This is a genomic window from Waddliaceae bacterium (genome assembly GCA_018694295.1).
In the GTDB taxonomy this organism is placed as follows: Bacteria; Chlamydiota; Chlamydiia; order Chlamydiales; family JABHNK01; genus JABHNK01.
Genome location: JABHNK010000038.1, coordinates 1 through 25175 on the forward strand (window position 1 = coordinate 1; position 25175 = coordinate 25175).

19 protein-coding genes and 1 pseudogene are annotated in these 25175 nt (G+C 44.6%); 7 read left to right on the forward strand and 13 right to left on the reverse strand.

All coding sequences use genetic code 11. From position 1 onward, the window contains the following. On the forward strand, nt 1-448 hold a 448-nt coding region (locus HN980_04215), incomplete at its 5' end, for a sel1 repeat family protein (protein ID MBT6928681.1). Between the two features lie 196 nt (nt 449-644). Here the strand turns inward: HN980_04215 and HN980_04220 are convergent. Then, nucleotides 645-845, reverse strand: a complete 201-nt coding sequence (locus tag HN980_04220) for a hypothetical protein (GenBank protein MBT6928682.1) — start codon at nt 843-845, stop codon at nt 645-647. 150 nt (nt 846-995) lie between these two features. On the opposite strand from HN980_04220, the gene HN980_04225 reads away from it, so the two are divergent. Beyond that, nucleotides 996-1322 (forward strand): hypothetical protein, encoded by a 327-nt coding sequence (locus HN980_04225; protein ID MBT6928683.1) that lies wholly within the window; start codon nt 996-998, stop codon nt 1320-1322. Nucleotides 1323-1406: 84 nt separating this feature from the next. Here the strand turns inward: HN980_04225 and HN980_04230 are convergent, their stop codons facing one another. Both HN980_04230 and HN980_04235 read right to left on the reverse strand, forming a co-directional pair. Next, on the reverse strand, nt 1407-2360 hold the full coding sequence (locus tag HN980_04230; GenBank protein MBT6928684.1) for a hypothetical protein: 954 nt from the start codon (nt 2358-2360) through the stop codon (nt 1407-1409). Between the two features lie 85 nt (nt 2361-2445). Further along, the gene (locus HN980_04235; GenBank protein ID MBT6928685.1) at nt 2446-4854 is read right to left on the reverse strand and encodes a phenylalanine--tRNA ligase subunit beta; all 2409 of its coding nucleotides are present in this window, start codon (nt 4852-4854) and stop codon (nt 2446-2448) included. A gap of 442 nt (nt 4855-5296) precedes the next feature. Here HN980_04235 and HN980_04240 point away from each other — a divergent pair, with 442 nt between their 5' ends. Beyond that, a complete protein-coding gene (locus HN980_04240) occupies nt 5297-6625 on the forward strand; it encodes a LysM peptidoglycan-binding domain-containing protein (GenBank protein MBT6928686.1) in 1329 nt (442 codons plus the stop codon). Continuing rightward, nucleotides 6625-6837: a hypothetical protein gene (locus HN980_04245; protein ID MBT6928687.1), complete on the forward strand. Its 213-nt coding sequence runs from the start codon at nt 6625-6627 to the stop codon at nt 6835-6837. The genes HN980_04240 and HN980_04245 overlap by 1 nt, the downstream gene beginning before the upstream one ends. Before the next feature lie 81 nt (nt 6838-6918). On the opposite strand, the gene yidD is transcribed toward HN980_04245, so the two are convergent. The 7 genes and pseudogenes from yidD to HN980_04280 form a co-directional block, all read right to left on the reverse strand. Beyond that, a complete protein-coding gene (yidD, locus tag HN980_04250; protein ID MBT6928688.1) occupies nt 6919-7128 on the reverse strand; it encodes a membrane protein insertion efficiency factor YidD in 210 nt (69 codons plus the stop codon). A 166-nt stretch (nt 7129-7294) separates the two neighbouring features. After that, complete coding sequence (gene recJ, locus HN980_04255; protein ID MBT6928689.1) at nt 7295-9040, reverse strand: single-stranded-DNA-specific exonuclease RecJ; 1746 nt, start codon at nt 9038-9040, stop codon at nt 7295-7297. A gap of 112 nt (nt 9041-9152) precedes the next feature. Then, nucleotides 9153-13691: a protein translocase subunit SecD gene (secD, locus tag HN980_04260; GenBank protein MBT6928690.1), complete on the reverse strand. Its 4539-nt coding sequence runs from the start codon at nt 13689-13691 to the stop codon at nt 9153-9155. 365 nt (nt 13692-14056) lie between these two features. Beyond that, a complete protein-coding gene (locus tag HN980_04265) occupies nt 14057-14347 on the reverse strand; it encodes a transposase (GenBank protein MBT6928691.1) in 291 nt (96 codons plus the stop codon). A 268-nt stretch (nt 14348-14615) separates the two neighbouring features. Next, nucleotides 14616-15974 carry a hypothetical protein gene (locus HN980_04270; protein MBT6928692.1) on the reverse strand — a complete coding sequence of 453 codons (1359 nt, stop codon included), beginning with the start codon at nt 15972-15974 and terminating at the stop codon, nt 14616-14618. Between the two features lie 137 nt (nt 15975-16111). Continuing rightward, nucleotides 16112-16972, reverse strand: coding sequence for a cation transporter (locus tag HN980_04275; protein MBT6928693.1), 861 nt, complete (start codon nt 16970-16972; stop codon nt 16112-16114). A gap of 143 nt (nt 16973-17115) precedes the next feature. Continuing rightward, nucleotides 17116-17598, reverse strand: a pseudogene (locus HN980_04280) (hypothetical protein). 215 nt (nt 17599-17813) lie between these two features. Between HN980_04280 and HN980_04285 the strand changes: the two are divergent. The 3 genes from HN980_04285 (at nt 17814) to HN980_04295 (ending at nt 21316) form a co-directional block, all read left to right on the forward strand. Then, complete coding sequence (locus HN980_04285) at nt 17814-18953, forward strand: 1-deoxy-D-xylulose-5-phosphate reductoisomerase (GenBank protein MBT6928694.1); 1140 nt, start codon at nt 17814-17816, stop codon at nt 18951-18953. A 73-nt stretch (nt 18954-19026) separates the two neighbouring features. Continuing rightward, complete coding sequence (locus HN980_04290) at nt 19027-20940, forward strand: peptidase (protein MBT6928695.1); 1914 nt, start codon at nt 19027-19029, stop codon at nt 20938-20940. A 1-nt stretch (nt 20941) separates the two neighbouring features. Next, entirely contained in the window at nt 20942-21316 is a 375-nt protein-coding gene (locus tag HN980_04295) for a hypothetical protein (protein MBT6928696.1), read from the forward strand. Nucleotides 21317-21794: 478 nt separating this feature from the next. On the opposite strand, the gene HN980_04300 is transcribed toward HN980_04295, so the two are convergent. The 3 genes from HN980_04300 to HN980_04310 form a co-directional block, all read right to left on the reverse strand. Then, nucleotides 21795-22361: a hypothetical protein gene (locus HN980_04300; protein ID MBT6928697.1), complete on the reverse strand. Its 567-nt coding sequence runs from the start codon at nt 22359-22361 to the stop codon at nt 21795-21797. Between the two features lie 170 nt (nt 22362-22531). Next, entirely contained in the window at nt 22532-24469 is a 1938-nt protein-coding gene (gene dnaK / locus HN980_04305) for a molecular chaperone DnaK (protein ID MBT6928698.1), read from the reverse strand. 45 nt (nt 24470-24514) lie between these two features. Then, nucleotides 24515-25165, reverse strand: coding sequence for a nucleotide exchange factor GrpE (locus tag HN980_04310; GenBank protein MBT6928699.1), 651 nt, complete (start codon nt 25163-25165; stop codon nt 24515-24517). Between the last annotated feature and the right edge of the window lie 10 nt (nt 25166-25175).

Below are 25175 nucleotides of genomic sequence, written 5' to 3' on the forward strand. Positions count from 1 at the left end.
CCTTGGGATTTTATATGAACAAGGTCATATTGGTCGTATTAAAATAAAAGAGCAAAAGTCTGTTTCAAACTATGCAGAAGCTGCCACGTTGTTTAGAGCCGCAGCCGCAAAAGGTCTCCCAGAAGCAATGGATAACCTTGGGATTTTATATGAACAAGGTCATATTGGTTGTATTGAAAGAGAAGGGCAAGATCCTGTTCCAAATTATGCAGAAGCTGCCGAATGGTATGAAAAAGCTGCCGCAAAAGGTCTCCCAGAAGCAATGAATAACCTTGGGATTTTATATGAACAAGGTCATATTGGTCGTATTAAAATAAAAGAGCAAAAGTCTGTTTCAAACTATGCAGAAGCTGCCAGCTGGTATAGAAAAGCAATCAAGAGAGGTGATTTTAGAGATAGTTATGCTTTACTCAACCTTGAGAGGTTATCTAGAGCAGGTTGTATCTAAGCATAAGCGACTAAATCTTATTTTGAAGACCTCCATACTATTTCGCAAGAATAAAACGATACTGTCTTCCGCTGACGGAGCCGACGGCGGATTCGTAGCAACACTGAAAAAATAGGTCGCAACCATGGGTTAAAAGAAGCCCAGTAAATATATCTACTGGGCCCTGTTTCCGAATTCTGAGCTCTGACGAAGTCAGTTACATAGCAATGTCGTCTTCTTCGCTGTAAGAACGCTGCTCTTCGATGATCTCAGCAGCAGCAACCTTCACCGTCTCAAGACCCTCAGGGAAGCCGACAAGCTTAAGTTGCGTGTCGATGTAACTCAACTCCGTAAGAAGCTGGTCGTTTACTGATTCTAAATGCGCTATTCTTGTTAAAAGATCTTTGTTGAGTAACATAATTACCTCCTGATGACATTGTTTTTGTTTCTTGGAAGTAATATATGCAAGTGCCATGCCAAAAAAAAGTTTCGGGACTAAAACTTGTGTTTTTAACAATAATATTGCATTATCGATGGTTTAAATTTCTAATACGCTAGGAGATAACGTATGTTATGCGATGTAAGCACTGAATATAAAGAAAAGACTCTTGAAGACTTTGGGATAACACCTCTAAAGGAGACGTATTCTTCTATGGGGGAATTTGCGACTGAGATGTTTAAACGTGAAGACGTTACAGCTAATATGATTTTTCGTGCTATGTTTGGAATGAGCGATAACTTATATGGTTTTCTTAAGGATGGATCGATTCACGTAGAAGTTAGTTACTGTGGTTGTAGCCCAAGCGCTCTTGAAGAGGTTCTTAGGGAAGTTGATAAAGGTAACCGTTTTGTAGTACGCCTTCCTGAAGGGAACAAAGGAATACCTTCACCTTAAGCAAAAGTGTGATATACGGTCACAACAATAAAAAAAGCAGATCATAATGATCTGCTTTTTTATCGATACAAAGATCAAAAAAGCTTAGAAGTTTATCAGCTGCTCTTCATAATATAGCTTGCTGACGAGTTTGTTTTGGTAGTACCAATCTGTTGAGACGGTGTCGGCGATATAGTGGTATGTAGGACCATGTCGCAGACCCTTGTCCCATGTTATTGCCTCTACGACGTTGCCATCTTGATAGCGATGCTCTACACCGTGTTTTGTATTGCTGATGTATGGCGTCTTAGAAAAGATGCCACCGTTGTTGAATAGCGTCGTTATCCCTTCTTGTTTGCCATTGACCCACTGTTCTAGAGTGTTTGGTGACCCGCCGATGTTGAAAGTTTTCTTTTCGCCATTAGGACGTCCGTCGACGAAAGGTGTTATTGCCTGCGGCTCGCTGTTGGGGTAGTATTCCGTTTTTACCATCATAACGCCGTTCTCGATGATGTCGCGAGAAACGAGAAGATGGTGTACATCATAGTTGGTGCGTATGCCATTGCCATTATCAACATTAGAGACGCGCTCGTTGTCGTTAGAGAAATATTCTCCAGAAAGAAGGGCGCTTTCTTGGTATATCTCGATATGTTGTGGCGTCCCTGCCATGTACCACGTCGTTATCTTGACAGTGTCATCGCTAAAGAACTCGTATTTCTTCGAAGGCATGCCAGAAGAAAGATGTTCTACCTTCTCGATAAGGTCTCCACGGACGTATGTAAGAGTCTTTGAAATTGTTTTGCTATAAGGGAACGAGTATGTCACAGCCCCATGAAGGATGCCCTTACGGTAGTCCTTGGTGACGACAACGCCACTTTTCATCGTGGAGATGACCTGCCCATTGCTTCCGCGGGAGGCCCAATCGTTTTTAGAGACGGATAAACCATATTGATGGACATATGTCTCTTTGACGATTTCTTTTGTAGATTTCGTTCCACTGCAACTTACAACGGTAAGAGATACAGCAATAATTGAAAGTATAGAAAGAAATTTTTTCATATCAAAATTCTCATAGTTTTATTGTTATTACATACTGACAACTCTAATAAAACGAGCTTTGAACGTCAACAATAATCAACATTAATTATATAATACTATTTTTTTTAAGGACGTCAACAGCGTTGTCGATAATCCTTGTATGGTCTCTATCGACATTCTTCGCGGCGATGGTTTTCTTTTTGTCGCGGTATAAGAAGCTGAAAGTCACGTTCTTTAGCCCTTTTCCTATGGTTTCACTACGATATACCGCTATAACACCAACGTTTTCGAGGAGCTTCGAAGGCGTAGAGCGTATCGCTGCGATGACGTCTGCAACAGAAGCTTCTTCTTTGAGGGTCACCGTCCAGTCGCGTTCCGACCCAGGAAACTGTGGAATTTCACGGAACTTTTTCAGAGCAACACGTTTAGAGAAGAGATTGTGAAGGTTTATCTCCGAAAACATAATACGCTGTGGGATGCCGAATGCTTTCTGTATCGTAGGATGCACTTCACCAACGATACCGAGCTCAACATCTCCGATGGTGATGATAGCCTGGCGTCCAGGGTGGAAGTTCGCGAAATTCGAAGCGACAAAAGATACTTCTTCAATACCAGCATTGGCGATGACATTCTCGACGACACCTTTTATGTCGTAGAAATCAGCATCGTCATTGGACGAAGCGCCCCAGTGTTCAGGAGAGGTTTTCCCCGTCATTACAATGGCAGCGATAGAATGCTCGCGGTAGCCCTTTTCTTCTTTGAGGTGTATCCTTCCGATTTCAAAGCCTGTAACGTCTTTAGTGCCGTGGTCGACGTTATGGCTTATAAGCTGTAACATCCCAGGCATCATAGAAGCACGCAATACCGACTGCTCCACTGAGGTAGGATTGAGGATTTTGACAAGGGATTCTGCAGCGACGCCATTGCCTTCGGAAAGGGAGGCAAGCTCAGGGCTTATCAGGTCGCAGGAAATAAATTCCTGAAGGCCTTCGCCGAGAAGACGTTCCCTGACGATATTTTCGAAGGAGAAGATAGGAGCATCGGGGAGCTTCGAAGACATATATGACAGCGAAGACGTCGTGATGTTGTTGTAGCCGTATATCCTAGCAACCTCTTCGACAAGGTCGATCTCCGCGGTGATGTCATTGCGATACGTCGGAACGGCGACGTCGAAGGTGTCGACACCATCCCACGTAGTGGAAAACTGTAGGCTGTCGAAGATCGTCTGTATCTCGCTGACAGCAAGCTTTGTGCCAAGAAGTTTGTTTATCCTCGAAACCCTACAAGGTATCACGGCCTCGACGAAAGGGGACTCCTTGGCGTCGATGATGCCAGGGACAACGTCGCCACCGGCGACCTCGACGATGAGGGCAGTAACCCTCTCGAGAGCGACAGGGACATTGTTGGGGTCGATGCCACGTTCGAAGCGTTTCGAAGATTCCGTAGCGATACCTAGAAGGCGACTCGTCTTCCGTACCGTCTTGGGACAGAAATATGCCGACTCAATAAGGAGGTCGACGGTGTCGGCAGAAACAGCGGAATTCTCGCCGCCCATAACGCCGGCGATGGCAACAGGGTCTTTGCCGTCACATATCATAAGAGCGCCTTCATGGAGGATGCATTCTTCACCATCTAGGGTGACGAATTTATCTCCTTCGTTAGCAGTCTTTACGATGATAGCACCACCGGAGAGGTTGTGGTAGTCGAAGGCGTGAAGAGGATGGCCATATTCCATGAGAACATAGTTCGTAGCATCGACGATGTTGTTGATGCTCTTGAAGCCGCAGTGGACGAGTTTGTTCTGCAGCCACAACGGTGAAGGTCCGACCTTGACGCCTTTGATTACACGGCAGCAATAACGTGGACACAGGCCTGCGTCTTCGACGATGACGGAAGCATCATCGACGATAGCGCCTTCGGAAGCCTCTACGAAGGAATATTCAGGGTGTTTGATGGATTTCCCTGTCAATGCCGCAACCTCACGGGCGACGCCTATGATGCTAAGACAGTGACCGAGGTTCGGCGTCAGCGATATATCGAAGATAGTATCTCCGAGCTCTTCGCCGAGATTCTCTCCTACAGAAAACTCTTTAGGAAGCTCCATGATGCCTTCGGCGCTGTCGGCAAGAGAAAGCTCTTCTTCGGAACATAACATCCCCATAGACTCTACGCCGCGGATCTTAGATTTCTTGATCTTGAACGCCTTGTTGTCAGGGCCGGCAAGGACAGCGCCAATAGCAGCAAAAGCAACACGTAGGCCTTTTCGGCAATTTGACGCCCCACAGACGACACTATATTCTTCACTGCCGTCGAAGACGCGCGCGATACAAAGATTGTCGGCATCGGGATGCGACGTGGTGTCAAGGACCTCAGCAACGACGACACCAGAAAAACCGGGAAGATACTCTTCGATGGCGTCGACTTCAAGGCCTGCCATAGTAAGGATATCTGCGATGTCTTCAGGAGTTTTGTCGATCTCTACATATTTTTTAAGCCACGATAATGGTACTTTCATAGCACTTCCTCAAATTATCTGAATTTATCACATAGTATATACCATACATCACATATTGTATAAAGACATAAATCTAATTGGATACTGAACATTATAAACAATGCTTTTTATAGCGGATAGGGTTGGCGTTTAGCGTATAGGAACATACTACCACGGAGCCACGGAGGTCACGGAGAACAAAAGTTTAAAAGAAAAAATATTGTCGGGGGATACCCCCGAACCCCCAATTTCTAAACGGTGAACTGTAAACGGTAATTGGTGAACTAAAGTGTTACCTATGTTGGTGAACTGGACCCGTGCACTCCGTGGCTCCTTGGTAGAAAAATCCTACTCCGAACCCTGAACTATGCGGCGTAGCCGCATTTCACTGGTCACTGAAATCATCTGCTGTACGAAAAAGAGGATATTGTGTACGGTTGTGTAAAAACAAAGGGGATAGGTAATGGCTTTATTAAAGAAGTGGCGCGCAGCATTTTCACGGCAGAATGCTCTTACAAAAAAATTATTGTGCTGTATCATTCTCAGCGCCGCCTTCAACATCATCTTTGGCGCTATGGTAATATCGTCGAGTATAGACAATGGTACGCTGTACGAAACCGTATCTCTTTCTAATATCCGACATGCTCTTTTCGCCGATGAGAAGAATAATGTTGAAGTCCTCGAAGCCTTCAAAGTCCTTCCGTACGAGCAGCTTATAAAAAAACTTCGCGATGACACCCTCGTCGACTACGGATATACAAAAAGGGACCTCGCCCTTGGATGTTTAGTGAAATACCATGATATCGATATAGAGAGAGCCCTCGGCGGCAACCCTAAACAGCACAGAACAGTGACGCTATTAAACGAAGAAGGTATTAAAGAGGCAGTAGTGCTGTTCCCAGGACTTAGGGATATGCACTTTAGAAAGACCCTTGGTTTCTTGCGAGCAGAACGCTGGCCACAGACGACTAAAGGTCTTTTCTTCGCCATGAAAAAAGCATCTACAGGGATGAAAAGCGAGAACATGGAAGCCTTCTCTCGTAGAGAAGAATTCATGGCAATAGAAAAGATGTTCTCAAAAGCAGAAGTCCGCGTTTCAAAAGAAAGAGTCCTCAATATTATCGCTACAGGAACGTGGGAGATGATAAAAGATTTCGGCGAAGAACAACGCAATAACCCCGACCTTTCCGACAATAGAAGAAGACTCTTCCTCCTCGATTATATAGAATGCGAATCTGTCGATGCTGCAGAAGTTCTCCTTGCTACCGACGCTGAATTCGTCGTAGAAAAGATCGACGATGAGCACGCTATGATGATGCTCGATATCCTTAAAAATAAAGATGGATTGGCATGGGCCTTAGTCAATGCGCTGAACGATAGCCCAAGAAGCGACGGAGTTAAAAATAAAGCACAACGACGCCTTAGAATATGGAACGGCGAAGATATCGCCGACGTCGATGATGTCACAGAAGAAAATGCTATAGAAGAAGCTATAGAAGAAAAAACAGAAGATGCCATAGAAGAAGCTACAGCAGAAGAAGACGCCGCAAAAGAAATCGTGAAAGAAGTCGCTATAGCAGAGGAAATTTTGGTAGAAGAAAAATATGATGTCGTAATAGAAGAAGAACAGCAAGGGCAAGAATATGAAGAGACGTTCTATACTGTAGAGTCCGGCGATAGCTTGTGGAAGATAGCACGGAAGTTCGAAACTGACGTCACTACAATAAAAAAACTTAACGGCCTCGACGATGATGTCATAATGCCAGGAATGAAACTTATCACAGGGAAATAATGATGGAAGACGAAAATAAAGATAAAAAACCTTCTGAAGGCGATGACAAAGAAGGGCTAAAAAAATATGTGAAGAAGCATTCCGAAAACTACGACCTGAAACTTTCTGATGATGACCTCGAAGATATTGTGGAAGATGTGTGGAATTCCTTTCGCAAAAAGATCTTGTTTAAAGATGGCGAAAAAAATAACAACATAAAATCTTCGAGATAATATTGAGCATTTAGCATTGAACAATAGAAAGTTATTTTTTCTCTGACATTGGTCACTGGTCACTGATAACTGGTCACTGATTCACGGTACAGGATCATGGCCTCCAGGATGCCACGGGCCACATTTCACGATACGCTTTATTGTTAGCCACGACCCACGGAATACTCCGTGTTTCTTTATCGCCTCCTGAGAGTATTCTGAGCACGATGGGTAGAACCTGCAGTTTTCCCCAAGAAAAGGACGCAACGTCAGCTGGTATAGTTTTACTAAAGCTATAAAGATATATTTCATGGATTATACCAATCCCGTGTTGAAAAGGCATGAATTAGCTTCAAGATTTTTGTGTAGAACTCTGCGCGGAGATCGCGGCAAACATTTGTGTGTTAGCAAGATCGAGCGCAATGCTCTGCGCAAAAAGATGGAGATGAATTTATGCATTTTCAATACGGGATTGGTATTATTCATTCAAAATTTTGAAGTCGCGGATGAGTAGCTGTATGCTCGACTTATTATGGAACGTGTTGATCTGAGGGGTGAAGGCAATGCGCAGGAGAAGGCCTTTCTTTCTGAGACTCTCCGCACGGTCCGCCATGCCGAAAGCAATACCCTCGAGAGTGCGGTCGTCTTGCGACAAATAAAACTTAAGATGCTTCTTGGAGATGACCTTAGGAAACCATACCTGTTTGGCGTCGCAATATAGGATAGGCTGAGGATTTCCGTTGCCATAAGGAGAAAGAAGTGATAGAGAGTCCATAAAGTCGAAAGTTAGATCTTTGAAGGTTATAGGAGCATCGATGTGGAGCTTCGAAGTGACATCGTGGTCTTTTAAAACCTTATTAGCAGCGACGAGGAAATTCTTTTTGAACTTCGCAATGTTCTCCTCTTTGATGGTGATGCCAGCAGCATAGTTGTGGCCACCGAAGCTAAGAAGTAGGTCTGACGACTCCTTCAGAGCGTCAAGAAGAGGGAACTCTTGTATAGAACGTATTGATCCCTTGCCGATGCCGTTCTTCACCGTTATCATCACAGTAGGACGATTGTATTGTTTCGTTATCCTAGTCGTAGAGATGGCGATAACACCGGGATGCCAGTTTTTAGAATAAAGGACTATAGCTTTGTCATCGAAAATCTTAGGGTCCCCGAGGAGCATGGCCTCTGCCTCTTCCTGGACGAGACGCTCGATCTTCTGACGCTCGGTGTTGAGAACGTCGAAGTCTAACGCCATATTGTGTGCTTCGGCGTCTGGAGTGTTCTCGCGCATAAGGAGAAGCTCCACGCCCTTGCGAGGGTCGGCGATCCTGCCGAGACTGTTAAGACGCGGTGTTACTTTAGAAGCGATGTCGTTAGAAGAGGTTTCTGTGATGTTAAGGCCACACACCTCGAAAAGTTTAGTAAGGCCTACGCGTATGCCTTTGTTTATCTGCTTGATACCATATCTTACAAGGATCCTATTCTCGCCGATGAGCGCTCCCATATCTGATATCGTACCAAGAGCAACGAGGTCGAGGTATTGCTTGAGGTCGACACGACGCTTGCCGATAGCGCCAGCAGCGACAAGGCTGTTTGTTACGCCATGGGCGAGCTTGAAGGCAACGCCGACGCCAGTAAGCTCTTTGTTAGGGTATTTACTGTTGAGAAGCTTGGGGTTCAACGTCGCAACACAGTTGGGGATCTTGTTGGTGGGCTCGTGGTGGTCGGTGATGATGACGTCGATGTTGTGCTCGGCGATAGTGTCGATGCTGGCAGCGGCAGTGATGCCACAGTCGACGGTTATCATAAGAGAACATTCTGTTCTAAGAGCATAGCCTAGAGCATTGACGATCATCTCTTGACGGATGGCGTCGCTGTCAGGGACAAAGAAAAATACATTGGCGCCGAGGTATGATAAAAACTCCGTCAATAAAGCCGTTCCCGTCATCCCATCGACGTCGTTGTCGCCATAGATTAAAATATTTTCTTTTTCGACGATAGCCTTACATACACGCTTGACGGCTTTACCCATGTCAGCGAAAATTGTAGGATCGTGGAGGTCGGGGAGCTTGGAATATAGGTAGCCGTGAATGTCCTCAAGAGAGGAGAACTTCCGAGAGGTGAGAACCTGCGCTATCACAGGGTGTAAGCGAAACTCCTTGGTGATAGCTTCTGTCCACTCAGAATTTATAGTAGGATATATCCATAAATTTTCAAATTCGCGGGGTGACATGTTTTTCCTTATGTTTCCCCCATCATAACGAATCAATGATCAATTATCAATAACCAATTATCATCGATAACTGATAACTGATAACTGGTCACTGATAACTGGTCATTGATCATTATTTCTCGCGGTTGTGGAAATATAACATTATCGGCGAAGCAACGAACAACGACGACAGCGTTCCGAAGACAACACCGATAGCCATGACGAGCGCGAAGTCGAAGATCCCGCTGCCACCGAAGACTACGAGAGCAACGAGGACAAGCAACGTCGTCAGTGAAGTCATCAAGGTACGGCTCAACGTCACGTTCAACGCATGGTTGATAAGTTCCGGGAACGTCAGCTTCTTGAAGATCCTGATGTCTTCACGGATCCTGTCGAAGATGATGATGGTGTCGTTTAGGGAATACCCTATTATCGTCATTATTGCGCCGATGATGATGAGGTCGATCTGTATCGCAACACCCATTTTATATAGTATCGCGACGATACCAAGAGTGATAAAGACGTCATGGATAAGACATACTATAGCACTAACAGCATATTTGAACTCGAATCTAAGGGTTATATATATCAAGATGCATATTAATGCGAAGCCAAGGCCCATAAAGGCGTTGTTCATCATGGTATCGGAAAGCTGTCCGCTCATGGAATTCCAGTGCTGATCGAGGTCAGACATAGTATCGACATCGAGGACAAGGCCTCCTTCTTCGAGAGCATTGACTACCCATGCTATCCTTGGGTTTCTCTCGTAGTTGTAAGAGAAAGTCCCATCGGTGTTTTCTTCCGACATGCCATGGAAAGGATTGCCTTGCAGCTCCATATTCATCCCGAGCTGTATACGCAGATGCGTGGGCTTGTTGAGCTCACGAACCTGGAACTCTCCAACAGAAAGACCGCTGTCGATTAGGGCTTTCGTAGCAGTAGCACGATATCCGCCTTCGATGCTCTCTTCAGCACTTACGTTGAGGGCATAGCCCCCAGTGAAGTCCATTCCCATGATAGAATGTCGTTGCGACACCAAAAGACTTCCGCCTATTACGATGACAGCAAGGAGGGCGATGACAACCGTGCGAGAAAGTTTTATGAAGTCGATCTTCGTCGCCGTGATAAGATGACGCATATTGAGAATCTTTTCTTTGCTCTTCTCAAGCCATCCCGTAAAGAAATATCGCGTAACAAACAACGCTGTGAACATAGAAGATGCAATACCGATTATCAGCGTTATAGCAAAACCCTTGATAGGACCAGAATCGAATTGTATCAAGATCAATGCCGCGATTATCGTGGTGATGTTGGAGTCAACGATGGCGCTGAAAGCTTTCTCATAGCCTTTCTGTACAGCAGAAGCAAGCTTCCCCGATACCGAGAACTCCTCGCGGATGCGTTCGAAGACAAGAACATTGGCGTCGACAGCCATACCGATAGTAAGGATGATGCCGGCGATGCCAGGAAGGGTAAGGGCGGCGTCGAGGTTCTGCAAAACTCCCCACATGATAAGGAGGTTGAACAAGACAGCACAAGACGCTACGATGCCGAAGAAGCTATATACTCCTACCATCGCTGCGATGACAAGAGCAAGGCCTATAGCGGCAGCATAGATACCCTTCGAGCGTTCCTGCTTTCCGAGGTCTGCGCTGATGTTCTCCTCACGAAGAATCTTAGGGGTGAACGATAGCGAACCAGCACGAAGATCTGACGCCAGCCGGTTTATGTCGCGCTGCGTGAAGCTTCCCGATATCATACCGCCGTTTCTCAATGCCGCTTTCAACGTAGGATCACTGACGACCTGACCGTTCAAGATGACGGACATACGCCAGCCAGAGCCTTGAGAAAAGGATTCTTTCGGAGTGCCAGATATCTTGTCTTTAGAGAACTGCGATGTCCAAGAGTAAAAATCTTCGCGAGGGCTGCTCTTAACACCATCGCCCGATGTGTAAGAACTCTTGACGCCGAACGATAAGACATTACCATCAGAAGGGTCGTAGCTAGTACGGACGTCTTCGAGGAGGCTTCCTTCTAAAGCATAGTTGTTGAAGACAACAAGAAGAGGGTGTGACTGCCCACGCCATTCTTTGTAGGTGTCGCCGCGGTATATCGCCACCATCGACAACGTATCGTCGAAGGCATTGGCGCGGGAGGTGTCCTTCGGAGAAGGTAGGCGTAAGCCATTGTCATAAAGGATGCGGGCATTCTCAGTAAGCTGCTGAAGGCTTCCCTCGTCGGCATTGTCGCCGCCAAGCTGCCGCCATGCTATCTCGTTGATGTTCTCGATGTCGGTTTTGTCGGTAACAACGGCTTCGTTCCAGACGTCTTGGAGGAAATGCTCGGTAGCTTTCCCCAGAGCAGGGCTTCTTTGGGAGAATTTCTCGTTGACGATATGGAAGTACATCGCCGAAGACTTTACAAGCTCCGACGCCGAAAGCCCTTGCGAGCCAGGGAAGTCCATGACGATCTTAGAATCTTCGGTATGGATGTTCACCTCAGCGACGCCCATCTTGTTGACGCGAGACGTTAGCTCGTTGACAGCAAGAGATAGATCTTCTTCACCATCGACGGTTTTGTTGTTCTGGTCGCGAAGCTCAATAACAACGGTCTTGCCACCAGAAAGGTCTAAACCCCACTTAAGGATCTTACGGTCGTCGCCACGGAAATATTTCTTTGCGCTCAGCCTGAAATTGTCTGCTAAAATACTCTTGGTAAGAGGTGGTACCTCGTATTTCGCCATAGGAGTGGTGCTTATACGCGCCGCATGAAAGTCGTCGCGCCACTTAAGAAGGTCTTCGTGGGCACTGTTGTCGATGGCATTCAATGTGATAAGGCGCTGCTCGTAGTCTGAGAACTCCAAAACAGCATGCTTTCTGCTGCCATATACACGGAAATCTTCGCGCGTAGCACTCAAAAAGTTGTCATAGTAGTTGCTGCTCTCAAAAATATGATCGTGGAGATACTCTCGCGACGAGGACAAAACTTTTCCAGGATAGTCGGTGATGAAACCAGCACCACGGAGAAGGCTCTGCAGAGAAGCAAGGTCTTCCATAAGGACGCCAGACTCTTTGCTTTCAGAGTAAGATTGATGTTGCTCGATGATGGTTTCTAGACCTTTAGCAACGACATACAATGAGCTGTCTTTGAATAAAGGGAAAGCATCTTCGTCATAGGCGACAGGAGCGATGACAACAAGACCAAGCTGCTGATCTTCAGGAGAGAGAGTGCGGTACGTCTCATAGTCCCATACAGGAAAAACATCACTCTTAAGGTCTTGGTGCTGCGGAGACCACGACGACATAATAAGGTCTTTGGTGCGTAAGGCTTTGTTGACAGCAAGAGCCTCGAGGTCTAGAGCAAGGAACCCGGTGCTGCCGGTAATAGCGTTGAGAGACATAGAAAAATAGTCGTATAATGGCGATATCGCCTCGTCAGTGACGCGAGAGACAGCGGCAACTTCGTTGATGAGAAGTTTATTGACCTTGTCCTTACGGTATTCGTCTTCTTCTGTGACAGCTTCCTTGTCGAGAATAGAAAAAAGATCGTCATGAGGATATAAAAGAATACTGTCGTTATCCCAGTCGACGACGATTTTCTCGATGAAAGGGTTGTTGTCGCCAAGGGCGAAAGGATATCTCTTGCTCTTTAGAGCGCTTCCCTCGTCGCCGAGAAGTAATGACGATAATATCTGCTCTTTGGTTAAAGGATCTTTTCCGTCTTTGAAGACAGAAGAATACTTCTTGAGAATCTCTTCTGCGGCAACAATATTGCTGTGCTGCCCTTTTAAAATTTTAATGCCCTGCTCGTCATATAAGGCATAACCACCTTCGACGACATCGTTGCCTTTCTCCTGCTCCTTGATCTTGTCGACGAGGAGGTCCTTTGCTTCTGTGACACGAGAGGTGAAGCGACGTATCGTCTCAGAAGGATTCTTACTACCACCTTGAGAGAAAGAAGAATAATACCTCTTCGTTATAGAACTGCTGACGCCGAAGGTATCAGCGAAATCTACGATATAAGTGGAAAGGGCGACAATAGTGTCGAGGCTTTCGTTTACGTCAGAAGCATCTACAACACCAGCAACGGCCTCGGCGACAGCACTGTCACCACCAAGATTGATGCCTAGGTGCGAAGCACGGTCGTAAACAATTTCACGGTATAAAGGAGAAACGAAACCATCGGCAGTAGACTTCTCAGAAAATGTGAAATAATCCTTGACGTCTCCGCTAGAAAAATGGACGCCAATGCGACGCTTTACAACGACATAAGACAGTTTGCCATCGTCATGGAGATTGCTAGGAAGGGGCTGCAGCTGTGCAGGGATGAAAGGAATAAGCTCTCCAGCACGAGCAAGGTAAGTACGGAACCTCTCGGCATCGTTACCGTCGACAAAAGATACCGTGATGGTGTCGGGGTTTTTGACGTCGAGGTCCAAAGCCTTGGGCTTGACGCTAATATGTTTACAATATGCCTTGAGCCACGAAATCGAATCTTTCTCAAGACTGTTGACTCGCTTGGCAATGTCGCGGGCGACAACAAGAGCCTTGCCTTCGTTCAACGGCTTCTTCAAAGGCTTGGAATAATAGAAGACTGTTGGGAAAATATTGTAAATTGTTAGGGCGATGACCACTATGATAAGGTAAAACTGCCAGCGTTTGTGTTTCTCCATCTCAGAAAATCCTTCGTTGTATATTGTTATAAGTTAAAAAATATGAAACGACAGAATACCAAACACCAAACCATTATGTCTAGTGATAAAACTCATGATTGATACCTAATTTCGTCTGCCACGGCATTTTACCCATGATTGCCACCTAATCTCGCCTACCACGGCATTTTAGTGATTTGGATGTTGATTTACATGTCGAAGCGCAGCTCTTTAGAGCTGGGCGAGACATGTAAATCAACAGATGGATTGCTAAAATATTGTGGTTGGCGACTATGCTATAGGGAAGAACAAATTTACCATATAAGCTAAATTAAACCACTCTGCACTGAAAGTGCAGAGAATTAGAGGCGACTGAAAGTCGCCTTTTATTCAACAGTAAACATTTCATCATCCGAGGAGTGATTCTCTATATATTCTTTAATCGTTTTGTCTGTCACCTCTCCAGCACTAAAAGCTGCATATCCTATACCCCAAAAATGCTTACCCCAATATCTTTTGCATAGGCCAGGAAATTCCTGTTGTATCTTTCTAGAAGACCTGCCTTTCAACGTCATAACTTCGGCTGTAGACATTTTACACTGACTATCATCTTTGATATTTAAAGACTTAGAAGCCTCATCGCAAATGCAAAATATAACAATGGCTTGATCTAACATATGTATTACTCCTGGTTTTTTGAAGGAATTGTTATATCCCATTTGGCCAATCATCTATACATGAAGACGCTCTTTCACGTCTTTTTCCTTGGCCATGTCTTAAGACATGCCCTCGTCAAAATACATAAAAGAGCCCTCCATCTATAGCGCTAAGCCAAAGATTAGGTCGCAATCATGGGTTTTAGTGGTTTGCGATTATGCTAGAGATAAAAAAAAGCCGGGTAAAAAACCCGGCTTTAGCACACAAAAATATTTTTGTGCGATGACTTTACTTTATAGTAGTGTTAGTCTCTTGTAGTTTGTTGAATTTCTTCCCTAGTATATTAGCTACGAAAATCCAAAAACCAACGACGCCGAGAGAAATCAGCGTGCCGAATAATAACAAACCAGAAAGGTTGTTGGCAAAAGATGCCGTTACACCAGAACCCGTTCCTTTGGACATCCTTCCGCCAAAAGACTCTATCCAGCCTTTAGCCTTGAATTTTATGTCCTTAGTTGTAGGAATGTACATGACTTCTTTGGTAGGGTTGTTTAACGCATAACTTAAGCCTTTTACCGCTATCATAGAACCAAAAAGAGCCCACATCAATTGGATGTGTGTGGCGCCAACATAATTAATTCCCAATAATCCAAGAAGTACTACTCCAATAGCTATAGGGTAAGAGATTAAACAGACCCTAAGACCTAACTTCCTCATAAAGAAGCTTGTGCCGAGAAGGGCAAAAGTCAACGTTAAAGTGTTTATGCTCATACCGTATTTTCCAGTAAATGCAGCGAAAAGGTCGCGAGTAGGGAAAACGTCTTTTGCAATCATATTCATCTGGAACTCTAAAATCGTGGCGATTATCTCATAAATTGTCGATACAACGAATATTCCTATTACATAAGGCTTCGTCACAATAAGACGGATGCCTTCAAAAAAGCCCGTTTTCTCTTTGGGGCCTTTAGATTTGTCTTCAGCAACTTCTTCAGCAGGGAAATGCTTCATATAAAGTTTTATGAAAAAAGGAACAATAAGGACAAGAACACCACCGAAAGCAACAAGTATCGGAGAACCGACCTTAGGAGCGAATTTGGTGACGATAGCAGGTCCTGCAATAGTACCAAACTGTATGCAAGTGACAATCATAGCATATCCTTTCTTAGCAGACTCCGCCTTGGTAACGCTAGCAACAAATGCCCAGAAAAGGATCATCAGCAGGGAAGAACTTTCAAAGACAAAATATGTAAGCCAGCCAATAAAGTTTCCAGGGATCCATTGGACAAGAGGGTAAAGAGGAGAAGATGTGCTTAAAGCAAACATCTCCGGATGCGATGTAGCAAAGCCTAAGAAAAAGAATAAAGCAGAATATGTAGAACATATGATGTAAAACAATGTATGCTTGTGGAAGATGTCAACTAATTTACTGTATATCAAAATGACAACCGCCACAACAGCGATCGAGGCCATCTTGGCGTATGGCTGAAATTTCATGCCAACAAGGTCATCGAATATAGGGTTTTTCATCACACGCAGCATCCAATAGTTTCCTAGGATAATAGTAATGGCGCATGATAAGAGAGCGAATTTTTTTAATTCTTTTTTTGTTAAGTCTCCCCAAAGTGCTCGCAAAAAGCCTGGTAACATAATATATAAACTCCTGATTTTTTAAGGTTAATAAATTTTTATAATTAATTATAATCTGTCATATAGAGATAAAATAGAATATACCATACTTCATTATATGCCAAGAAGAAAATTCAAGTCTTCTCTCTTGGAAAAACTTATAGCGATTCTTTTATGGCGTCTTCGTCTTCATCATTATAAGGGTCGACATGGACAAGAACGTTGTGGGCGTGAGGAAAAAGCTCGCGAATTCTATGCTCTACACCGTTCGCTATGTCATGAGCCTGCTCGACGGTGGTTTCGGAAGCGACGACAATATGCATCTCTACAACCATATTATTACCAACATTCCTAGCGAAGACTCTATGCGAAGAAATTACAAGATCATGTCCATCAGCAATGCCTTTTAACTTCGCAATAGTCTTATCATCAACGGACGTCTCAATGAGCTCTTTACCAGTCTTTATCAGTATAATAACACCAACGATAGCTATTATCACCGCAACAACACAGGCAGCAATAGGGTCAAAAATCGGGAAACCATAACGAGCGCCAGTGACACCAAAAAGTACGGCAAGAGAAGAAATAGCATCGCTTCTATGATGCCAAGCATTGGCATATAACGCCTGTGACCGTACTTTTCGGCTCATCACGATGTTATAATGATACAACAACTCTTTGACGATCAAAGATATGGCGGCGACGGGGATGGCGATGCCGCTGATGGCATGCGACGAATTTGTGGCAATGCGTGATATACCATCGCGGGCGATATAGAAACCTACAACAATAAGTGACATGCCAAGGATGCTTGACAAAAACGTCTCTATCTTTCCATGACCATATGGATGGTCAGCATCATGAGGTTTGCGCGATATTATAAAAGCAACAAAAACAAGGACGTCGCTTAAAGTATCGGAAAGAGAATGAAAGCCATCGGCGATAAGAGCGCTGCTCATCGTCAAAAAACCAAAGAAAAGCTTCGCTACAGAGAGTAAGACATTAATAATAAAGGTCACAAGGCAGACAATTCTGCCTTGACGACCTTCAGAATGTGATGATGGCTCTCGTGAGATCATTTTTTAGTGGTGAAAAGTTTTGCAATGTCGGAATTTTCAAGATATGGATACTCGCCAGGAGCGTTAGCGCCGCCTTTATCGCTGACAGCATCAACATAATAACCCCATAAGTCTTGGCTTACTTTCTCTTTGCGTATCGAAGCAATAAGCTCGCGCTTCAAAGTCTTAAGAGTCTTCTTAGGCATAAACTTTTTAACCAGGTCGCGGTCGCCAGTAGAACTCGCAATAGCAAGAAGACGGTCGAAATCTCCTTTGGAGAACGAAACTTCATTGAAATGCTTCCGTGAGCCACGAGGAGCACGACGCTTCGGAGCGACAGCTTTAGGCTTGTCAACGTCGATGATGAACTTTGTTAGCATGCTAAGCAACTGCTCAGGAGACTCTCCCTTCATTTTACGCATAGTAAAATGATGGATGTATCCGCCGCTGTTAGAAGGAAGATATTTGCATAAATCATTTTCTTTGTTGCCGCGAACTTTTGATATAGCAGCTGAGATGACATTCTCAAGCTCTTTAGTGTTAGTAGATAATGCTTTTGTCTTTTCTTTTTTCTCTACTGCTATCATGATTTTTTTCCTCTTTGAATAAAAATGTTGAAATGAAAAAGCCTTTCTCAAAAGCCTTTCAAGGCATGTTACTAACAATGCCATAATTAATAATGCGAGATTATGAAATAATAGAGAAATTTTTTCAAGGTTAATTTTATAATCTTCAACAAATTCTCATTGTTGACATTTTTTGGCTATAACGATATCCTCGTCATAAAAAAAAGAGCGGTATTATGACAAAAAAAATAACATTATTAGGAAGCACAGGATCGATAGGGACAAGTACGCTCGATGTAGTACGACATTTTAGTGACAGCTTCTCAATAACGGCATTGGCAGCACATTCTAATATCGATCTCCTTGAAAAACAAATAGATGAGTTCTCTCCAAAACTCGTCGCCGTCGCCGATAAAACCCGCGCTGCAGAGCTTAAAAAACGACGCCCCGATATAACAGTAGTAGCAGGACCAGAAGGATTAGAAGAGGTTGCGTCGCATGAAGAAGTCGACATCGTAGTTTCCGCCATCGTCGGCGCAGCAGGACTGCAGCCAACAGTAGCAGCAATAAACGCCGGAAAAGATATCGCCCTAGCAAATAAAGAAGTGCTCGTCGCTGCCGGAGAATTCGTTACGACGCTTGCCAAAGAAAAAGGAGTAAAACTTCTTCCTGTCGACAGCGAACACTGCGCGATATTCCAATGCCTTCAAGGCGAAGACACTAAAAGCGTTAGGCGTTTAATAATAACAGCTTCAGGAGGTCCCTTCCGTAAATATTCCACAGAAGACCTGGAAAATGTCACAATAGAAGACGCCCTCAACCATCCAACATGGAGCATGGGAGCAAAGATAACAGTAGACTCTTCGACGCTGATGAATAAAGGCTTAGAAGTCATTGAAGCACATTGGCTCTTCGGTGTCGATGCCGAAAATATCGACGTCGTCGTACATCCGCAAAGCATAATACATAGTATGGTAGAATTCGACGATATGTCGGTGATGGCACAGATGGGGATGCCGACGATGGTATTGCCAATACAATACGCATTGACATACCCCAATAGAACGAAAGGGTTTTTGGCGCCTTTCGACTTCACAAAAAACCATACCATAGAAATGTTCCCACCAGATACCAAGAAATTCCCATGTCTGGCACTCGCATACGAAGCCCTAAAAACAGGGGGCACAATGTCATGCTATATGAATGCTGCCAATGAGATCCTCGTAAATCGTTTCCTCAACAAAGAAATACGATGGTGCGACATCCCACGGAAACTCGAAAAACTTATGGAACAACACGACGCCATATCAAATGCAACGTTAGAAACTATTATCGCCGTCGATGAAAATGCTCGTAAAGAGGCAGCATCGGCATAATTAATTGATATTACGCACCAATCTTGCTTTAGTGGCGCGTAACGTCAGTAACTAAAAAGGAAAGAAGATCATTATGATGAGTGTACTATATATTATATTGGCGATGCTTGGATTAGGGGCAGTGGTTTTTGTCCACGAACTTGGGCACTACATAATGGCACGAAGAGTGGGGATGACGGTAGAAGTCTTCAGTATAGGCTTCGGAAAGGCGATAATCTCTTGGAAGCACAAAGGCGTCAAATGGAAGCTGGGCTGGATACCGTTCGGTGGGTATGTAAAAATAAAGGGTACAGAAAAAGAGGGCGATATAGAGCCTTCGGAGATCCCAGACGGATTTTTCGGAAAAAAACCTATAGATAGAATAAAAGTTGCTCTCGCTGGGCCTATGATGAATATCGTCGCGGCACTGCTCGTCTTTATGATGATATGGGCATTAGGAGGGCGTGACAAGACTTTCTCGGAATACACCTCGAAGATAGGATGGATAGACACACAGTCGGAACTGTATGCCCACGGCATACGCCCCGGCGATGAGATAGTGTCATACAATGGATATAACTACAAAAGCAGCAAAGATCATATATACGCCGCTATGGTAGCTAAAAACGGCGTCACCGTAGAAGGTAATATCGTCGACGACATGACAAAGGCAAAAAAACCGTTCTCATATACCGTAGAGACATATCAACATCCAGGCGCCCTCGATAAAGGAATCCTTACTGCAGGAGTCCTCGGGGCTGCACAGCATATGATCTTCGACGGAAAAATCTTCGGAGGAGAAGATCCCTTCCCAAAAGGGTCTCCCATGAAAGATAGCGGGATACAACACGGTGACAGGATATTATGGGTCGATGGTGAGACGGTATATTCCCAGCAGCACATGTCACACGTTATCAACGACGAAAAAGCCCTCCTCACTGTAGAACGCGAAAATACAATAGTATTGGTAAGGGTCCCCAAGAAAAACATCGCAAAATATAAACTGTCAAAAAGCCAGGAAAACGATATCAGCGACTGGCATAACGCCGGAGATAACGAAGGAAAAGCTGCCGACAGCATCTTCATTCCATACGAAATAACATCAAAAGGTATCGTCAAAGAATCCCTAAACGTTATTGACGGCAAAGAAGGCGATAATACACTAGAACGCGGAGATGTCATCGTCGCCGTAGACGGCAAACCAGTACAGCGAGCATACGAGATCTTCGAAGCACTGCAGAAGAAACAAGTGTATATCATCGTAGAACGTAACGCCGAAGCGCAGAAAAAAGTTTCGTGGAAAGATGCCGACAACATCTTCGACAAAGATATCGATACCAAAGATCTTCTAGCCATAATAAACAGTATCGGAACGGAAAAAAATATCACCTCTTCAGGAAACCTTCACCTCCTTACTCCCGTTGTGCCAAAGCATCACAATGAGATGTATACGCAAGAAGAGCGCGTATTAATAGAAGAAATGATAGCAAAACAAAAGCATGAGATAGAAAAAATCGCAGACACCGAAATGCGTGAACGCGCCTTTAAAGAGCTAGAAAATCAGGCTCAGCAAAAAATCCTCGGCATCGCAGTGCTACGCGATAAATCCGTAAACTATAACCCTACACCATTCGTTCTTTTAGCCAATATAGGACAAGAGATATACCGTACTGTCCACGCGCTAGTCGCAGGATATATCAGCCCAAAATGGTTCGCTGGGCCTCTCGGCATCGTACGGGTAATACACTACGGATGGACGCTAGGGATAAAAGAAGCGCTGTTCTGGCTAGCATTTATAAGCTGTAACCTCGCCATGGTAAACCTTATACCGCTGCCAGCACTAGACGGTGGACATGTCGTCATGTCGCTAGTAGAAATGATAACAAAGAAGCCGCTGAAAGCAAAAACAATGGAACGCCTGATATTTCCTTTTATGATGCTTCTCATGGCACTGCTAGTATACTTAACATACCAAGATATCTACAGATTCATAAAAAGGTTTTTCTGATATGAGATCATCACCAGTAGAACACTCTCCTATGGCATCAAATTCGTGGAATGGTGATGTCAGTAGATACGCTGAAAGGCTAATGGAAAGTCCGTCGGAGATGATGAGAAATCATTATTTGCGCGCTGTTCATGTTATACCGCGTGCTGTGATGGGACACGCCATGCCATATGCTTCTCTTCTTGTTAGAACAGCGGAAACAGTAGCTCGGCTAGGATCTAATGTAGTAGGGCTGGTGCTGACTCCGCGTAGCGATGACCGAACCACTGAAGAAGATTTCGTAGATGAAATTCTTTATGGCGCAGGAGCAATTGTTAAAACAGCGATGTTTACGCCAATTGTTATACCCATGATTGTGACCTATCCTTTGCCATAGGGTTTTTGCGGTGGTACAGATACGAAGATGAAAGACGAGCGAATGTTAAAACATTCGCGAGGATAGAAGCAAAGTAGATGTGCTGCTGCAAAAAGAAATATGGTGAAGCCAAATAGTAGCAAATTGGTAAATAAAAATAACAAGAAATAGCAAGGGCTTAAGAATTTCTTGTCTGAGCTTTTTAAAAAAAGGATCAGTTTCCTATAGCATCCATAGTGTCAGGCAGTCTGGCTCATTTTACTCCTCGCGAATAGTTAAAACTATTAGCTTGTCGTGCACTGAGCCATCTTACCTAACTCTATGGCGCTAAAGAAAAGATAGGTCGCAATCATGGGTTATAGGAGCGTCAGCGATTTCTTTGGTAAAAACTATCGCCAGAAATATACGAATAATACCAATGACATGAAATAAATCTGCAAATTGACTCCAAGATTTTTGTGCAGAACATTGTGCGGAGATCGCAGCAAACATTTGTGTGTTAGTAAGATCGAGCGCGATAGTCTACGCAATTGGTCCAATAATAACCGCGGCGGGCGTTCGGGGCTATGCATACTAAGGGGCCACTCTGCGGACCGTAACTAGAAAGTTTAGCAGGATCATAAATTTCAGTAGCGTCATCACTATATTTAATAGCGTCATAATAAGCACGACCACTAGCACTAATAATTATTAGGGCAGGAATAGACCATCTAAATATCAGGGCAGTAAGAGCAACAAAAATCAAATTAATAGCTAAAATTGAGGAGCCTTCTCGTATTTTATTTTCAAACGTTTTTTTATCAGCATTATTAAGAAGTAAGCCTAGAGTGTTAAAGGCCAGACGTGCGATTATTTCAATACTATTAATAAGAGTAAGGCATATGCTTAGGGGGAGTGTAATAATATCGGTTGCAATATCAATGATAGATAGCGGTATCGCAACAACAGTTCTTAACCACGGATTTTTAATCTCTTTACACGGCTTTATTATATGTTTTTGAGATCCCAAGGATATGGGATTGGTATTTTGGAAATCAAATCTTGGCTTTGCAGAAACGGGTAACATATTAAGAACTCCTTGATTGAAAATTAATTATACCCAAAATTATAATAGATCACGTAATTTATTGCAAGACTTTTAAAATTAAACGTTTACATGTCTTATAAAACAAAATGCCACAGCAGGAAAAACCCGCTGTGGCATTAGAAGCTTAACGTCCGTACGCCTTATGTTTTCTATTTATCTTCTTTTTTGTCGTCGTCATCGAGGATCTCGACTTCGGCGTCTTCGATGTCATCATCACCTTGCTTAGGGGCTTCCGAAGGCTGAGGACCCGCTCCTGGAGCGCCTTCTGGTGCTGCGCCTTGAGCTTGTGCCATCGTCTCTCCGATCTTCTGCATCGTGGTGTTGAGCTCTTCCGTCGCTTGCTTCATCTTAGCAGTATCGTTGCTTTCGATGGCTTTCTTGACGTCGTCGATCTTACCCTGTATCTCGCTGACAATCTCCGCAGGGAGCTTCTCTTTGTATTCGTTTAGAGCTTTCTCTGCACGGAAACATAGCGAATCGGCTTCGTTGCGCGTCTGCACTTCTTCAGCACGTTTTTTGTCTTCCTCAGAATGCATCTCTGCATCTTTTACCATGTTCTGTATCTCGTCTTCAGAAAGACCAGACGTTGCCTCGATCTTTATGCTCTGCTCTTTGCCAGACTGCTTGTCTTTTGCAGAAACATGGAGGATGCCGTCGGCGTCGATGTCGAAAGCTACCTCTATCTGTGGCATGCCACGTGGCGCTGGAGGGATGTCGGTGAGATCAAAACGACCAATCTCTTTGTTGTTGTTGGCCATCTTGCGCTCGCCCTGAAGGACGACGATGGTGACAGCAGGCTGGTTGTCGGCAGCTGTAGAGAATACCTGTTTCTTCTGCGTAGGTATCGTAGTATTTCTCTCGACGAGAGGAGTAAGAACTCCGCCCATCGTCTCGATGCCAAGAGTTAGAGGTATGACATCAAGCAATAGCACGTCTTTGACGTCGCCAACAAGAACTCCGCCTTGTATAGCGGCGCCGATAGCGACGACTTCGTCAGGATTTACACCCTTATGAGGCTCTTTTCCGAAGATCGTCGTAACAAGCTCCTGGACAACAGGCATGCGCGACATACCGCCGACGAGGATAACTTCGTCGACCTGGCTTTTGTCGAGACCTGCATCGCGTAGCGCTTTAAGGCAAGGCTCACGAGTTCTGTCGACGAGACCGGACGTGAGGTTTTCTAGCTTGGCGCGTGTCAATGTGAGAGATAGGTGCTTAGGACCCGTTGCGTCCATGGTGATGAACGGCTGGTTGATCTCCGTTGACTGTGTTCCCGAAAGCTCAACTTTTGCCTTCTCGGCAGCGTCACGAAGGCGTTGTAACGCCATCTTGTCGTTGTGAAGGTCGATGTTATGCTCTTTATTGAACTCTTCAACCATCCACTGTATGATGACATTGTCAAAGTCGTCGCCGCCAAGGTGCATGTCACCGTTGGTAGAAAGAACTTCGAAGACGCCATCGCCGATCTCCATTATCGAGATATCAAAAGTTCCACCGCCAAGGTCGAAGACGGCAATCTTCTTCTCGACTTTCTTGTCGAGGCCATATGCTAAAGCTGCAGCAGTAGGCTCTGGGATGATGCGCTTGACATTAAGTCCTGCGATACGTCCTGCGTCTTTCGTCGACTGTCGTTGAGAGTCGTTGAAATATGCTGGGACGGTGATGATGGCATCGGTGATCTCCTCGCCAAGGTATGCTTCGGCGGTCTCTTTCATCTTCTTCAGGGTGTATGCGCTTATTTCTTCAGGGGTAAAAGTTTTGCCGTCAACTTCCATGCCAGCATCGCCGTTGTCACGCTTGACAACTTTAAAAGGTACAGTCTTTATCTCAGACTCCACTTCGTCGTATTTCCTTCCAATGAAACGCTTCACAGAAGATAATGTCTTCTCAGGGTTCGTTACAGCCTGACGCTTGGCAGGGATGCCAGCAATGCGCTCGTCGCCTTTGAATGCTACTACTGATGGCGTCGTCCTAGAGCCTTCTGCAGATACTATTACCTTTGCTTGTCCGCCTTCCATGATAGCGATGCAAGAGTTCGTCGTCCCTAGGTCGATGCCTATGATTTTATTGCTCTTTTTCTTAGTCATAATTATATTCTCCTTAAATAAAAATTAATGTTTGTTGTATGTAAATTATTCTTTTTCTTCGTCAGTATTTTTGTCAGCAGCATCGTCAGCAGCATCGCCTTCGTCATCTTCGACGATAGGAGTCTTTGCTACCTTGACGTGCGCAGGGCGTATCACCCTGTCACCCATCTTATACCCCGGAGAAAGCTCTTCTAATATTGTGCTGTCGGGGCTGTCGTGGGTTTCGACGGTCTCGAGAGCCTCATGAAGATGAGGGTCGAAAGTCTCACCAGCAGTAGTATGGTATATCATGATTCCATGGCCATGAAGGACCTCTTTAAACTTCTCCAAAATCATAGAAAAACCAACCGCCCAGTTTTTGACATCGTCAGACATGCCATCGGCAAACTGTAAGGCTTTCTCAAACTGGTCTAGAGGAGGTAAAAACTCTATGATGATATCTTGTATGGTGAACTTCGTATGGTCGTATTTCTCTTTGATAAGACGCTTACGAACATTCTCGGACTCGGCAAGAGTAAGGAGATATTTTTTATTCGCCTCTTTAAGCTCTTCTCTAAGAGCAGAAAGCTCCTCGGCAGCTATCGCCGCCATAACAGGGACTTCTGGTCCCGCCTGCTTTTCTACGGTTTCAGGAGCAGACTTTTCTCCTTTGCATTTGGCACACTTTTCTTTTGTCTTCTTTTTCGGTTTTGTCATAGTTATTGTG

What these genes read in the sequence shown, in the direction of transcription:
- HN980_04245 (MBT6928687.1), top strand. Translation starts at nt 6,625, where the DNA reads ATGATGGAAGACGAAAATAAAGATAAAAAACCTTCTGAAGGCGATGAC.
- recJ (MBT6928689.1), bottom strand. Translation starts at nt 9,040, where the DNA reads ATGTCACCCCGCGAATTTGAAAATTTATGGATATATCCTACTATAAAT.
- HN980_04240 (MBT6928686.1), top strand. Translation starts at nt 5,297, where the DNA reads ATGGCTTTATTAAAGAAGTGGCGCGCAGCATTTTCACGGCAGAATGCT.
- HN980_04270 (MBT6928692.1), bottom strand. Translation starts at nt 15,974, where the DNA reads ATGTTACCAGGCTTTTTGCGAGCACTTTGGGGAGACTTAACAAAAAAA.
- secD (MBT6928690.1), bottom strand. Translation starts at nt 13,691, where the DNA reads ATGGAGAAACACAAACGCTGGCAGTTTTACCTTATCATAGTGGTCATC.
- HN980_04285 (MBT6928694.1), top strand. Translation starts at nt 17,814, where the DNA reads ATGACAAAAAAAATAACATTATTAGGAAGCACAGGATCGATAGGGACA.
- HN980_04265 (MBT6928691.1), bottom strand. Translation starts at nt 14,347, where the DNA reads ATGTTAGATCAAGCCATTGTTATATTTTGCATTTGCGATGAGGCTTCT.
- HN980_04220 (MBT6928682.1), bottom strand. Translation starts at nt 845, where the DNA reads ATGTTACTCAACAAAGATCTTTTAACAAGAATAGCGCATTTAGAATCA.
- HN980_04230 (MBT6928684.1), bottom strand. Translation starts at nt 2,360, where the DNA reads ATGAAAAAATTTCTTTCTATACTTTCAATTATTGCTGTATCTCTTACC.
- dnaK (MBT6928698.1), bottom strand. Translation starts at nt 24,469, where the DNA reads ATGACTAAGAAAAAGAGCAATAAAATCATAGGCATCGACCTAGGGACG.
- HN980_04290 (MBT6928695.1), top strand. Translation starts at nt 19,027, where the DNA reads ATGATGAGTGTACTATATATTATATTGGCGATGCTTGGATTAGGGGCA.
- HN980_04235 (MBT6928685.1), bottom strand. Translation starts at nt 4,854, where the DNA reads ATGAAAGTACCATTATCGTGGCTTAAAAAATATGTAGAGATCGACAAA.
- HN980_04225 (MBT6928683.1), top strand. Translation starts at nt 996, where the DNA reads ATGTTATGCGATGTAAGCACTGAATATAAAGAAAAGACTCTTGAAGAC.
- HN980_04310 (MBT6928699.1), bottom strand. Translation starts at nt 25,165, where the DNA reads ATGACAAAACCGAAAAAGAAGACAAAAGAAAAGTGTGCCAAATGCAAA.
- yidD (MBT6928688.1), bottom strand. Translation starts at nt 7,128, where the DNA reads ATGAAATATATCTTTATAGCTTTAGTAAAACTATACCAGCTGACGTTG.
- HN980_04295 (MBT6928696.1), top strand. Translation starts at nt 20,942, where the DNA reads ATGAGATCATCACCAGTAGAACACTCTCCTATGGCATCAAATTCGTGG.
- HN980_04300 (MBT6928697.1), bottom strand. Translation starts at nt 22,361, where the DNA reads ATGTTACCCGTTTCTGCAAAGCCAAGATTTGATTTCCAAAATACCAAT.